The sequence below is a fragment of the Nitrospira japonica genome (assembly GCF_900169565.1).
GTDB lineage: Bacteria > Nitrospirota > Nitrospiria > Nitrospirales > Nitrospiraceae > Nitrospira_C > Nitrospira_C japonica_A.
In genome coordinates this window covers 58,542-71,577 of the sequence record NZ_LT828648.1, presented here as the reverse complement: position 1 = coordinate 71,577, position 13,036 = coordinate 58,542, and the positions used below count along the sequence as shown (strand labels likewise).

The following is a 13,036-nucleotide window of genomic DNA, read 5'->3' as shown; positions in this document are numbered from 1 at the left end:
CCTCCGCCGAATGAGAATATGAGGCCGGTGCGCGCCACGGATATCTACCACATGACGGGTCGGCCGTCCGGCCCGAGGAGAGGAGTTTCGATTCGTATGGCACAGTCCTCCACGCCGTCTGACTATCTGAGCCTCGGTCGACAGTTGGCAATCCTGCTGGGCAGCAGTCTGGAAGGGCGGTCCGGGGACGCGCTCAAGGAATTGGCAAGGGCTTACGATCCCTCGGCGAACGACGCCCGCGTCAGCGCCGAGGTCTTTCTGTTCCACAAATATCTCGTCGTGCAATCTTGCGTCGGTATGTTTCCCGAGTCCGAGGTCGAACGCGTAATCGGGGGATTGTTCGCCGCCTTGAACGAAAAGGCCACCCGCTTGGAATTTAGTCAGGAGCGGCAGCAGGCCATGGAGCAGATGTGGCAGATGCGGGCCAGGCAATTCGACGCGCCCTTCACGGAGGACCGGGAACATTTCGTTCAACAAGCGCAGGACGGCGTCTATTGGAAGCACTCATTGAGCAGATTCTGTCAGAACGTGCTCGAATTGGAGAATCCTCCGGATATCTGGGCCGGAGGCAAAGGCCCGTCACACAAGGCCAGCGCCGCCGTCACCGAGGCGGTCGAACAGTTGGTGGCGGCGATGAGGGAGATGAGCCGCCTGCACTTCGGCGTGTCGTAACCCGTCCCCATTCGATCCGCCCGGTCGGACCCGCTAGGCCATCGTTTTTCCCGCCGAGCCGCACCTCGAAACTCAGGTCGCTCACGCTGCCCTTCACGCGAAACACTGACCGCCCTCCTGGCGGTTATCGCAGCGTCATCTTCAGGATGGCAATGCACATCATATACAGCGTCAGCGACATGGCCGCGCCGGGCCAGAATCCAAGACGGGGCACCACGACGATCATGCTGATCACATAGACGATCCACGGTGGAACGAACCACAAGAGGTTCTTCGCGTAGCCGACGAGGGAGTCCGTTCCGCCATTCAGATAGATCAGAAGAAACGTGGCGCCGGTGATCGCCGGAAACGTGCTGGCAAAGGCGGCCAGGAAAGATCGCCCTTGCGAGCCCAGGTAGGTCGAGAGGCTGACGATCGTCCCGCCGAGCAGGAAGTAGAGCCCGTATTTGATCAGTTCGTTCACGATGTGCGAGATGATGTCGCCGGCCCGCTGCAGTCTCGTCGATGCCGGTCTGCCGTTCTGATTCGGGTCGGGGAGCCACGTCCGGCTGGACCGGCGCACGTCCGTCTCGACGCCGGGATCGCCGAATACGTCGGTGCCGGTTCACTCCAGCAGCGCCAATCGTATGACACTATACATGACGAGAACCTCCACTGCATGCGCGGTGATGGGGACGTACAGGTTGCGCATGGCGACGTGAAGCGCGCCCCAGATCGCTCCATCCCAGACGGCGATCCAGTGGAGCTCACGAAACGTCTGCGTCATGAACGGATCGAAGGAAAATGCGAGCGCGCTGAGTCCGATGGCGAGATTCGAACGGAGACGGGGACGGCCGGCTCCGAGCGCCGCAGTGCCCAGCGCCTGCAGGCGTCCCAGCAGAAAGCCGCGGAAGTTGAACTCCACGAACAGCGCGATGAGGCAAATGAACCACGGCAGCATGAGGTACACCGGGAGCCGGGCATGCGGCGTGTGCGTGAGAAACGTGAGGTCGTACCCCAACCGTGGAACGCACCAAAGAATCACGAAGGAGTTGAAGAATCCCAGCACGCAACCGACGGGCACTCCGCGCACGAGGCCCGCGCCGATCTTGGCCGGTTCGAGCCCGAAACGGGCGATGAGTCCGGGATTACGGGCTGCCCAGAGCATACACGCCAGGTAGCCCAGCAGCTGGGGGATGAATTGGACCGCCGGCTGATCCTGGAGTCGCGTGGGAAGGCCGTAAAATGCGGCTGTGGCGGCCATGGGAAGCAGCGCAAGGACGGCTCCCCGTTCTGCGCCGCGATCCTGAAGAGACCGGTCAGGCTGCGGAGCCATCGCGGACAGGCGCTACAGTTCGAGATGGTAGCGGTCGAGCGTCGTCGCCTTGTGCCGCGACAGGTTGGACAACGACTTGTTGTAATCCACGGTCGCGCGCAGTTCGTTGCCCTGCGCCGTCGCGAGATCGCGCTGGAAATCGAGTACGAAGCGCGTCGTGCTGAGACCGACTTTGAGACGCTCCTGCTCGGCCTGAAGCTGCTTCTCCGCCATGATGCGGGCGGAGCGGGTGGTTTCGATTCGCTTGAAATCCGTCTGCACCCGGCGCACCGCCTCCCGAACGCCCACGATGATTTGTTGCCGCACGCTGGACAGGGTCGCTTCGGCGTTTTTGGCTTCGAGTTGCCGCTTGTTGTAGGTGCTGATGGCCGAGCGATTCCCGAGCGGATAGCTCAGCACGAGGCCGGCGCCATAGTTGTAAAAATCGCCGTTGAAGTTCCTCTCGCTGGTGCCCTTGTAGTCGCCGCCCAGGCCGAGCAGGCCCATCGTGCCTTGAAACGACAGGGTCGGAAGCAGCTGATTCTTCGCGAACTGTTTATTGAGTTCGCCGGAGTCGAGATTTTTCTTCGCCTGTACGATTTCCGGACGTTGCTCGATCGCAATGTCGATCGCCTCCTGGAGGCTGAGGGGTTCCAGCACCGTGACCGGGGGATCGATCGGGGTGAGGCGCACGTCCAGACGCAGGTCTTCTTCACCGGGATTGAGCAGGCGACGGAGTTGGTCTTCCTGATCGCGAATGGCTTTTTCCGCGACCAGCACCTGTTCCACGCGGGAGGCCACGGCGGCCTCGGCCTGCAGGACGTCCACGATGGACATGACGCCGGCCTTGGACTTGGCCCGGTTGCTGGCCAGCAGTTCCTGTGCGGCCTTGAGGGCTGCTTGCGCCACCTTTAAATTCTCATTTGCGAAGACCAGTTCCCAATAGGTCTGCTCCACCGTGGCGATCACGGTCAACACGCGATCTCGAAAGACGTGCTGCTCCACGTCGGCGTTGTTTTGGGCGACCTTGATGAACGTTTTATTGATGTCGATGCCGGCATTCCGGAGCAACGGCTGCGTCACGGTCAACGCCAGGCTGCTCGTATAGGCCGGGTTGTACAAGAATCCTTGGGCGACTTCGGGGTTCACGTTGGTTCGCGCCGGAGCATAGTTGACGTCGATGTTACCGCCGGTGACGAGGTTCGTCACCGCGTCGACCGTTACCTGACTGGTCCGCTGATCGAAGGTTTGGATATCGGTGAGGTTGCCCTGCGTACCGCCGAACACCGGACGGTTCAGGGGGCTGGCCGACCGGTTGTATTGCCCGTTTACGCTGAGGGTCGGATCGAACTTGGCCTGCTCCACGACGATATCCGCAAGCCGGCTCTCTTTCGTCTGGCGGCTGATGCTGATATCCAGATTGCTCTTCAAGGCGCGAAGCGCCGCGTCGGCCAGCGAAATGGCCTCCCGCCGCTCTTCCGACTGAGCTTTCGGATCGTCCGCGCCCCAGGCGGGTCCGGTCATTCCGGTGAGGCTGATGCTGATACCCAGCAGCACCGGGCATACCCCGGACGGCCTCGATCTTCGTGTCATGGTGCCCCCTTTGAATGATCGACAGGGAATGTGTCCCATACTATAATGGGTTTATGCAAGACTGTCATGAACTTCCTTCGCATCGATCGCTCTGCGCCGCGGCCACGTGCTTCCTGCTGCTGTGCGTGGCCGGAGGGGGACCAGCTTGGGCCCAAACCGTGTCGGGTGTGCGGGGATTCGACGGCGGGGTCGCGCCTCTTTTCAGCCTCGTGGGTCCGGGCAGTCTGTATATCGATAATCAAGGGACGCAAGGGTACATGTACAATCCCGGGAACAATTTCCAATCGTTCAGTTTCCGAAACCCCACCACGGGTCAGGCATGGAGCGGGGCAGTCATGACGTTGGGACCGCAGCTTTCCATCGGTTTGATTCAAGGAGCCAACCAAGTCGGCTCTCCCATCGTGCTTCCCAGTCCCCCTCGAGGAACGGCACCTCTGCCCCCCATCGAATCGACGCTGCTCGACGAAATCCCCTGAGCGAAAATCTACCGGCAATACGTTTCCCCGCGTCTCTAGCGCGAGTCGGCCAATTGCCAGACCAGCGCGAGCACGTAGCGGGCCGCCGATTCCAAGATGCGGGGATTCACCGTGTCCGGTGTATCGGTGGGTTTGTGATAGTGAGCGTGTGAGCCGCCGCTGACGACCGTGATGGTCGGTACTCCGGCCTCTTTGAAGGGCACGTGGTCGCCGCCGGGGAAAAATCCAAACAGATCCAGCTGCTCGGCGAGCCCCGCCGACTGCCCCGCCTCCTGTGCCACCTGCTTGTCGAATCCGGTCACCCCGACCGTCAGCCGTCCGTTGCCAACGCCGGCATGATCCACGTTGATCATGCCGGTGGGTTTCACCGGTCCGGTCACGTGCCTGTCCACGTATGACCGGGAGCCGAGCAGGCCCTGCTCTTCTCCGTCAAAGGATACGAAGGTGATCGTTCGTGCGGGCTGCACGCCGGCTTCCGCGAGGATCCGGGCCACCTCCAGCACGACGGCGGTGCCCGACGCATTGTCGTCCGCTCCGGGAAAGAGCAAACCGGCCTGTCGTCCGAAATGATCGCGATGGGCGCCGAGGATGACGGGTTGTTCTTTGAGATCAGGCTCTCGTCCCGGAATACTGGCGATGACGTTGTAGAGCGGCCCCGACGTACGCAGACTGTCCCAGGCCATGCGGACGACGGAGCCGGCAGGCCGCGAGTGCGGGCGGCGGGATTGATTCACACGTTCCTGCAATGCACGCAAGGGCTGATCTCCTCCCACTGCCGACGAGAGGAGCCGGTCCGCGAATGCCGGACTGATCCAGGCTCCCGGCAGCGGAATACCGCCGCCCTGTCGACCATAAAAGGCGCTGGGGGCGGTCGTCATCCCTCGGCGGGCCTCATACGGATTCAAGATCGGGCCGGTGACCGTCAGAAATCCGACGGCGCCGTTTTCACGGGCGATTCGTTCCTTCTCCGCATGAGAGACGGGCACCGGGTAGTGATCGGGTTTTCCCCGCATGAAGAGGACGATGCGGTTTCGCACGTCGAGGCCGGCATAGTCGTCATAGCCGCGGGCCGTATCGGAAATGCCGTAACCGACGAAGACGACCGGTGCGGTCGTATCAACCGGCGGGGAGTCGAGAATCGGCAGATAGTCGGCCGGTGCGCGGCCGGCCGTCATGCCGCGAGCCGTCGAGGCTTCCAGGTGCGGATCGTCGCCGATGATGGACACCGGCACGGATGGAGCCGGATCGGGCGGCAAGGATGAAGAATCAGCCGCCTCGGAAGAAAATACAGGAACAACGGTGAGGTGCAGAGCCGCGAAACGTGCAGCCACCCATTCTGCGGCCCGTCTATCGCCGACTGAGCCGGTCTGGCGTCCTTGGAACGATTCCCCGCTGAGCGTATGAATGTCGGCCAGCATGCGCGCGCTGGAAACGGACTGCAGCGCCGCAGCACGCGCGCGGCTGTCACCCGATCCACCGGCAGGAGGCGATTCCGCCGAGGCGCCGGTCGAGATCAGCGCGAGGAAAACCGGCAAGAGCCATCCACCGGTTCGGCGTCGTCTTGCCTGGTCAAGAGAAACGGAACGGAAGGAAATTTTCATGCAGGTGTCGCCGAATCTATCTGCTATGTTTGAGGGACTATAGCATAGGGACACGTATCCATCGCAGTCGTCTAAGCCGCAGGCCCATGAAGGAAACATCGGGAGAAGAAGCTCCAGAGGCGCCGCCGTCCGTCGGTCGTCCGCTCAACCGTCTGAACGCCGAGTCCAGTCCCTATCTCAAGCAACATGCCGCCAATCCCGTGGACTGGTTTCCATGGGGAGAAGAGGCGCTCGCGCGGGCCAAAGCCGAAGACAAGCCGATCCTGCTTTCCATCGGATATTCGGCGTGCCATTGGTGTCACGTGATGGCGCATGAGTCGTTCGAACGCGACGACATCGCCGCGCTCATGAACCGGGATTTCATCAACATCAAGGTGGATCGCGAAGAGCGGCCGGACTTGGACGACATCTACCAGAAGTCGGTTCAAGTGTTCACGGGCCGTGGCGGCGGATGGCCGTTGACCATGTTTCTGACGCCGGACCGGGAACCGTTTTACGGGGGCACGTATTTCCCGCCGGGGCCCCGCTACAATCTTCCGGGATTTCCGGACGTGTTGCGGGGCGTCATCGAAGCCTATCGGCATCATCATGGCGAGGTGACCAAAAATGTCGAGCGCGTCAAAGCGGGGTTGCTGCGGGTCGGAACGCCCAAACGTTCCGGCGAGCCATTGGTTGAACAGCTGTTGGAGAACGCAGGCCGGGAATTGGGCGGTCTCTTCGACGACGTTCATGGAGGCTTCGGCGACCGGCCGAAGTTTCCGACGGTCCCACCGTTGAATTTCATGCTGCGGCCGTCCGCCTGTCCGGGGGACGAATCGCTCAGGCGGAAGGTGTTGTTTCAGCTCAGGCGAATGGCGGCCGGCGGCATCTACGACCATCTGGGCGGTGGCTTTCACCGTTACTCGGTGGACGGCCAGTGGATGGTGCCGCATTTTGAAAAGATGCTGTATGACAACGCCCAATTGGTGCGTCTCTATCTGGACGGCTGGCGTCTGACCAAAGAAGATCGGTTCCGGCGCGTGGTCGAGGATACGCTCGAATATGTTCGCCGGGAGTTGACCCATCAGGACGGCGCGTTCTTTGCGGCGCAGGATGCGGACAGTGAAGGTCGCGAAGGCGCCTTCTTCGTGTGGAGCCAGGCCGAACTCACGGCCATTCTCGGGGCCGACCTCGGAGGGGAATTTTGCCGGGCCTACGGGGTGACGGAAGCCGGGAACTTCGACGGGAAGAACGTGCTGCACCGGTTGGGCGGGCTCGAATTTTCGGCCGATGAGTCGGAACAGGCCGATGTGTTCTTAAGGCCGGCGCGGGCCAAGGTCTTGGCGGTTCGAAATCGGCGGTCGCGCCCGGCGCGCGACGAGAACATTCTGACCGGCTGGAACGCCATGATGGTCTGCGCTTTCCTGGACGCCTACCAGGCATTCGGAACGGCGGCCTATCTGACCACCGCCGAGCGGGCGCTGACCTTTCTGCTGGATTATGCCTATGCGGATGGGAGGGTGTATCGGGCGGTCACAGCCGGGCAGGCGCGATTAAACGGCTATCTGGACGATGCGGCCTGGTTGGCGACGGCCCTGCTCGATGCGTTCGAAGCGACCTCACATCGCTGGTATCTGGAGCGGGCGCGCGAAATGGCGGAGGCCGCGTTCAAACATTTCTGGGACGATACGGCAGGAGGATGCTTTTTTACGAGCCACAACCACGAAGCTCTGCTCCAGCGGATGATGTCGGGAACCGACAGCGCGCTTCCTTCAGGCAATGCCGTGTTCGCCTCCTTTCTGCTGAGGCTCTTCTCTTTCACCGGAGAGGAAGGGTATTATGAGCGGGCGCGGCGGATTGTCACGCTGTTCCATCGTACGATGACGCACAACCCCTACGGTGCCTCGGCTATGCTGTGCGCCGCGGACTGGCTCTTGTCCCAGCCCAAGGAAGTCGTGGTCATCGGACCTCGGAGTCATCGGTTGACGGAGGCGCTCTTGACGACGGTGCACCAGCGCTATCTGTCGAATCGGGTGGTATTGGCGGTCGATCCATCGAGACAGGCGAGCGAACCCGAATTGCCGCTGGCTGCGGGAAAGACGGGCCTGCAAGGGAATCCGGCTGCGTACGTCTGTCATGGGCGGACGTGCTCGGCTCCGGTGGCCGAGCCGAAAGAACTGGAACGGTTGTTGTCGTCATAAGGAGTGATTGTCGTGGCGGGCGATGGAGCAAAAGGTATCTACGATCATCTGTACCGGCGATTTTTTGAGCGCCGCAATACCCACCAGGGCTATGATTTTCAGCATGCTCCCGGCGGCAGCGTCCGGCCCCCGGTGGTGACGTTTCGCGACAAGCTGCACTGGTGGACGTGGAACCGCTGGCAGCGGCGAAAAGAGATTCTCCGGGAGCGGGATCAGCGTCAGCGGGACATTGTCGACTTGGGGCAGCCCCGGTCCATCATGACTATGACCAACGAAGGGAACACGTCCGAATCATGAATCTGTCCAAGATATGCGTGGCGATCCTTGTGTCAACCATGGGTCAGGCGGCCGTGCTGTACGCGCCGGCCGACGCGATCCAGATAGAGACTCAATCGGAAAAAGAAGCCAACCTCAAGGGGCAAATCACCGGCGGCCTGTTTAACCGGTGGACGTTCGATCAGCAGCAGCCGTCCGAATCACCGGCGGACTTTTCGCAGCTGACCTTCGGGGGTGAGTCCACGGGAACCTGGACCATCGAAGCGGATCCCGAGTCTCCGTCGCCTCCGAACATGCTCAAAGCGGTGTCTTCCTGCAAACAGGAAACCTGCTATCGGATGCTCGTCGCGAGCAAGCTGCAGTATGAATATCCGGATGTCTCGGTCCGTCTGCGGTTTCCCGCGGAAGGAGGAACGGGCCGGGGAGGGATCATCATCGGACTGAAGGATGCCTCGCAATTCTATGCCGCGATTATCGATCTCTCGGCAAAGCGTTTGGAGGTCGTCCGGATGGTGGATGGAAACGTGACGGTGCTGGGGCAGACCGCCATTGTACCCAAAGCCACCGAGTGGCATTCGCTCAGGATTCAGCGGAACACGATCATCAGCAAAGATTTTCTGGAAACGTTTTTCGACGGAGCCCAGGTTCTGTCCATTCAGGACCATTCGCTCGGGTTTGGCGAAGTAGGATTGGTGGTGCTGGGGGATTCGTCCTTGTATTTCGATAGCTTGCACGCAGTTCCCTTGTTTTCCCAGCGGCCGCTGTCCAATCCAGCGGCATACTGACCGGCCGGACGGGACGGCGAGTCATTCAACTCTTGCAATCGGATACCATTGTGCGGTACAGTCCACAACCGTAGCGCTGCGAAAGGCCTGGTGGCGCCACAGCGGAGAGTGACAAGGCCTGATACCTGATGTTGTTTTGGTTCTGCCCGGGGATCTGATCGGAAGCCAGACCTAAGTCGCCATCGTGTTTGCGTCTTCGGCCCATTCCTTCCTCGCCTCCTCTGCTCAAGTCCAAGACAACACCTATTTCTCAAAGGAGGAACCCAATGGGTTCGAAGATTTATGTTGGGGGTTTGCCGTATTCCACGACCGAGCAGCAACTGAGTGACTTGTTTGCTGCCCATGGGGCGGTGGCGTCAGCCCGAATCATCACGGATAAGTTCACCGGACAATCGCGCGGCTTCGGCTTCGTGGAAATGTCCAATGATTCGGAAGCGCAAACCGCGATCACCGCGTTGAACGGTACCCAACTGGGCGGCCGCACGTTGACAGTCAACGAAGCCCGTCCCCAGGAACCACGCTCTGGTGGCGGCGGAGGCCGCGGCGGGTTCGGTGGCGGCCGGCACTAAGCCCGCGCCACAGTCGGTTCATGTCGGGGCCGTCGCATCGACGGCCCCGTTCTCTTCCTAGAATTGCCCATCCTCACGATGCGTCTCTCGACCGTGTAACCGGTCGACTTGCAGTCCCGGGAAGTTCAATCCAATAAGGAGTGCTATGTCTAAGTTTGTTCAGATGAATCTACCCCCTTTTCTTGCCCAGCGCCTGCAGCAGGCCGGGATTACCGCCCCCACGCCGATTCAGCAGGCCGCGGTGCCTCCCGCCCTCGAGGGACGCGATGTGATGGCTCAGGCCAAGACCGGAAGCGGCAAGACACTGGCCTTCTTGCTGCCCATGATCGAACGGGCTCTTCGGCCCGCCGCAGGACCGGCACAGGGGCGGTGCCCGCAGTATCTGATCCTGGCCCCGACCCGTGAATTGGCGCTGCAGATCGAGATGGAATTGCGCAAGTACGCTCCGCCGTCCGTCACGTCGCTGGCCGTCTACGGCGGGACGCCGATCGAGCGCCATTACCGCGCGCTCAAACGGCCGCCGTTGGTCGTGGTCGGAACCCCCGGCCGCTTGCTGGATCTCGCCGGCTCCGGCCATCTTCACCTGGGTGCGGTCACGTGGCTGGTCATGGACGAAGCCGACCAGATGTTGGATCGCGGTTTTCTGCGGGACATCCAGCGCATTCTCGGCCTGCTGCCGCGTGAAAGACAGACGCTGCTGTTTTCCGCGACGTTTTCCCCCGAGATCCAAGAGCTTGCCAGGAGCATGCAACGCGATCCCGCGCGAATTTCGGTGGATCCCGGCGTCAGCAGTCCCACGACGATCACGCATGCCTATTACGTGGTGCCTGCCGAGCAGTCGCGCACGCAACTCGTGCACACGTTGCTGCAGTCCGTCAAGGCGGGAGAGCGGTCCATGGTCTTTTGCGATCAGAAGTACAAGGTGCGGCGTCTGGCCGCAAAACTGGGCGGCGACCCGGCCTCCGTGGGATCGATCACCGGGAACCACAGCCAGGCGCAACGGGAACGGACGCTGGGTGCGTTTCGCTCCGGCAGGCTCCGATCGTTGGTCGCCACCGACGTGGCGGCACGCGGCTTGGACATTCCCGATGTCGCGCAGGTGATCCATTATGAGCTGCCGAGCAATCCGAATTCGTACGTGCATCGGACGGGCCGGACCGGGCGTGCGGAAAAAGAGGGAGCCACGTACCTGATTCTTTCCGAGTCGGAAGAGCGGGAATATCTGCGAATGGTGCGACAGCTGCGCATTCAAACCAAAAAGTTGCCGCTGCCGACGTTCGTCTCATTGCCTCCCGCCGCCGCGCTTCCGAACGGCGAGCCGCAAGCGCCCCCTCGCCACCGCCGTCGAAACGAACAGTTTCACCGGACGAACGGGAACAGCGACGGACTGCATCGGCGGGCCGCTTCGCCGGTCCGCTCGAGCGGATACGGACGCTGACGGTCCCGTCGCGTCCGGCGGCTAGGGCATCCAGACGACCGCGAGGCGGTGGGTTTCTGAACGAGGCGAGAACGCCGCTGGCGGACGTTTTCAACGTCCTGTTAGAGTAACGGACTGAGAGGTTGCCATGCCGCAGTTCCAACTCGAAGCGTCGTTCAAGCCGTGCGGAGATCAGGGGCAGGCTATCGACAAACTGGCGTCCGGCGTCCTCGCCGGACGCCGGCATCAGGCCCTGCTCGGGGTCACCGGGTCGGGCAAGACCTTCACGATGGCCAACGTGGTCGAGCGGGTTCAGAAGCCCACGCTCGTGCTGGTCCACAACAAGACCCTGGCGGGTCAGCTGTATCAGGAATTCAAGCAGTTCTTCCCGCACAACGCCGTCGAATACTTCATCAGTTATTACGACTACTACCAGCCGGAAGCGTACATTCCGCAGACCGATACGTACATCGCCAAGGATTCCTCGATCAACGACGCCATCGATCAAATGCGGCATGCGGCCACGACGTCGCTGTTGCAACGCAACGACGTGCTGATCGTGTCGTCGGTCTCCTGCATCTACGGACTGGGTTCGCCCGAGGTCTATCACGACATGCTCCTGTACCTCGAAGAAGGAATGGAGATCCGCCGTGAAAAGATCCTCGCGAAGCTCGTGGAGATTCAGTACGCCCGGAACGACGTCGATTTCCACCGTGGAACGTTCCGCGCCCGCGGGGACGTGATCGAGATTTTTCCTGCGTCGCAGGAGGCCCGCTCCGTCCGGGTCGAACTGTTCGGCGACGTCGTGGATGCCCTCCATCAGATCGATCCGCTGACCGGCAAGTCGCTCGGCAAGCTGCCCAAGATCGCCGTCTATCCGAACACCCACTATTTGATCGCACCCGACCGCTATGAGCGGGCGATCACGGGCATCGAAGAAGAACTCGACGAGCGGGTGGCCCTGTTCAAGCGGCAGAACCAGCTGGTCGAAGCGCAGCGCATCGCGCAGCGCACCAAATTCGATCTCGAAATGATTCGCGCGATGGGCTACTGCCACGGGATCGAAAACTACTCCCGCCATCTGAGCGGCCGGGCCGCCGGCGAACCGCCTCCGACGTTGATCGACTATTTTCCGAAGGACTTTCTGCTCATCATCGACGAGTCCCACGCGACGGTGCCTCAGGTCGGCGGGATGTACGAGGGGGACTATTCGCGAAAGCGGACGTTGGTGGACTACGGGTTCCGGCTGCCGTCGGCGGTGGACAACCGGCCGCTGAAGTTTCACGAATTCGAGCAAATCCTCAGTCAGGTGATCTATGTGTCGGCGACGCCCGGACCCTACGAACTCGAACACGTGAAGGGAGATGTCGTCGAACAGATCATCAGGCCCACCGGTCTGCTCGATCCGAACATCGAACTCCATCCGGCCAAGGGGCAGGTGGATCATCTGCTGGAAGAGGTCCGGAAGGAGACGGCCCGGGAGGGGCGCGTTTTGGTCACGACCCTTACGAAGCGCATGGCCGAGGATCTGACCGAGTACTATCACGAATTAGGGGTCAAAGTTCGCTATCTGCATTCGGACATCAAGACCCTCGAACGGGCCGAAATCGTCCGGGATCTCCGCCGCGGGCAGTTCGACGTACTGGTGGGGATCAATCTCCTGCGAGAAGGGCTCGATCTCCCCGAGGTCACTTTGGTGGCCATTCTGGATGCCGACAAGGAAGGGTATCTCCGGTCGTATCGATCCCTCGTGCAGACCGCCGGCCGGGCCGCGAGAAACGTCCACGGGCGGGTGATTTTCTACGGTGATTCAGTCACTGACTCCATGAAGGCCGCGATGGATGAGACCGCGCGCCGGCGTATGATTCAACGCGAATATAACGAACGGCACGGGATCGAGCCGACCTCGATCAGAAAGAGCATCCCGGCGCTCGATTATCCCGGCGTCGAGCCGGATCCGGTGCAACTGGAGCTTGCCGCTGATGCGGAGTCGTCCTACGGCGCGGAGCCGTCGGATTCCGGATTGATTCAACGGTTGGAGCAAGAAATGAAAGAGGCGGCCAAGCTGCTGGAGTTTGAGCGGGCCGCCGTCCTGAGAAATCGAATCCGGGCGCTGAAGCTGAGAGATCTGGAGCTGAAGTCCGGGAGCTAGTGTCCGCTCCAAGACGTTCAA

The 13,036-nt window shown here is 61.4% G+C and carries 12 protein-coding genes; 8 read left to right on the top strand and 4 right to left on the bottom strand.

All coding sequences use genetic code 11. The annotated features are described in order from the left end of the window. The first annotated feature begins 96 nt into the window (after positions 1–96). Positions 97–672: a hypothetical protein gene (locus NSJP_RS00360; RefSeq protein WP_080884967.1), complete on the top strand. Its 576-nt coding sequence runs from the start codon at positions 97–99 to the stop codon at positions 670–672. Between the two features lie 124 nt (positions 673–796). Here the strand turns inward: NSJP_RS00360 and NSJP_RS00355 are convergent, their stop codons facing one another. Genes NSJP_RS00355 through NSJP_RS00345 form a run of 3 tightly spaced genes read right to left on the bottom strand, consistent with a single transcriptional unit; the run spans position 797 to position 3,559 of the window. Then, a complete protein-coding gene (locus tag NSJP_RS00355; RefSeq protein WP_231989447.1) occupies positions 797–1,234 on the bottom strand; it encodes a DUF3147 domain-containing protein in 438 nt (145 codons plus the stop codon). Positions 1,235–1,276: 42 nt separating this feature from the next. Then, positions 1,277–1,987 (bottom strand): hypothetical protein, encoded by a 711-nt coding sequence (locus tag NSJP_RS00350; protein ID WP_080884966.1) that lies wholly within the window; start codon positions 1,985–1,987, stop codon positions 1,277–1,279. A gap of 12 nt (positions 1,988–1,999) precedes the next feature. Beyond that, positions 2,000–3,559, bottom strand: a complete 1,560-nt coding sequence (locus NSJP_RS00345; protein ID WP_172834053.1) for a TolC family protein — start codon at positions 3,557–3,559, stop codon at positions 2,000–2,002. Between the two features lie 53 nt (positions 3,560–3,612). Between NSJP_RS00345 and NSJP_RS00340 the strand changes: the two genes are divergently transcribed. Continuing rightward, positions 3,613–4,035, top strand: a complete 423-nt coding sequence (locus tag NSJP_RS00340) for a hypothetical protein (RefSeq protein ID WP_080884964.1) — start codon at positions 3,613–3,615, stop codon at positions 4,033–4,035. 35 nt (positions 4,036–4,070) lie between these two features. On the opposite strand, the gene NSJP_RS00335 is transcribed toward NSJP_RS00340, so the two are convergent. Beyond that, positions 4,071–5,570 (bottom strand): M20/M25/M40 family metallo-hydrolase, encoded by a 1,500-nt coding sequence (locus NSJP_RS00335; protein ID WP_172834052.1) that lies wholly within the window; start codon positions 5,568–5,570, stop codon positions 4,071–4,073. A gap of 152 nt (positions 5,571–5,722) precedes the next feature. On the opposite strand from NSJP_RS00335, the gene NSJP_RS00330 reads away from it, so the two are divergent. From NSJP_RS00330 to uvrB, 6 genes are all read left to right on the top strand, one after another. Beyond that, the gene (locus NSJP_RS00330) at positions 5,723–7,816 is read left to right on the top strand and encodes a thioredoxin domain-containing protein (RefSeq protein ID WP_080884962.1); all 2,094 of its coding nucleotides are present in this window, start codon (positions 5,723–5,725) and stop codon (positions 7,814–7,816) included. Between the two features lie 12 nt (positions 7,817–7,828). Continuing rightward, positions 7,829–8,113 (top strand): hypothetical protein, encoded by a 285-nt coding sequence (locus NSJP_RS00325; RefSeq protein WP_080884961.1) that lies wholly within the window; start codon positions 7,829–7,831, stop codon positions 8,111–8,113. Next, positions 8,110–8,877 carry a hypothetical protein gene (locus tag NSJP_RS00320; RefSeq protein WP_080884960.1) on the top strand — a complete coding sequence of 256 codons (768 nt, stop codon included), beginning with the start codon at positions 8,110–8,112 and terminating at the stop codon, positions 8,875–8,877. The genes NSJP_RS00325 and NSJP_RS00320 overlap by 4 nt, the downstream gene beginning before the upstream one ends. A 266-nt stretch (positions 8,878–9,143) precedes the next feature. Further along, positions 9,144–9,446: an RNA recognition motif domain-containing protein gene (locus NSJP_RS00315; RefSeq protein ID WP_080884959.1), complete on the top strand. Its 303-nt coding sequence runs from the start codon at positions 9,144–9,146 to the stop codon at positions 9,444–9,446. Positions 9,447–9,591: 145 nt separating this feature from the next. Beyond that, complete coding sequence (locus NSJP_RS00310; protein WP_080884958.1) at positions 9,592–10,884, top strand: DEAD/DEAH box helicase; 1,293 nt, start codon at positions 9,592–9,594, stop codon at positions 10,882–10,884. A gap of 127 nt (positions 10,885–11,011) precedes the next feature. Next, positions 11,012–13,015, top strand: a complete 2,004-nt coding sequence (gene uvrB, locus NSJP_RS00305; RefSeq protein WP_080884957.1) for an excinuclease ABC subunit UvrB — start codon at positions 11,012–11,014, stop codon at positions 13,013–13,015. Positions 13,016–13,036: the final 21 nt, after the last annotated feature.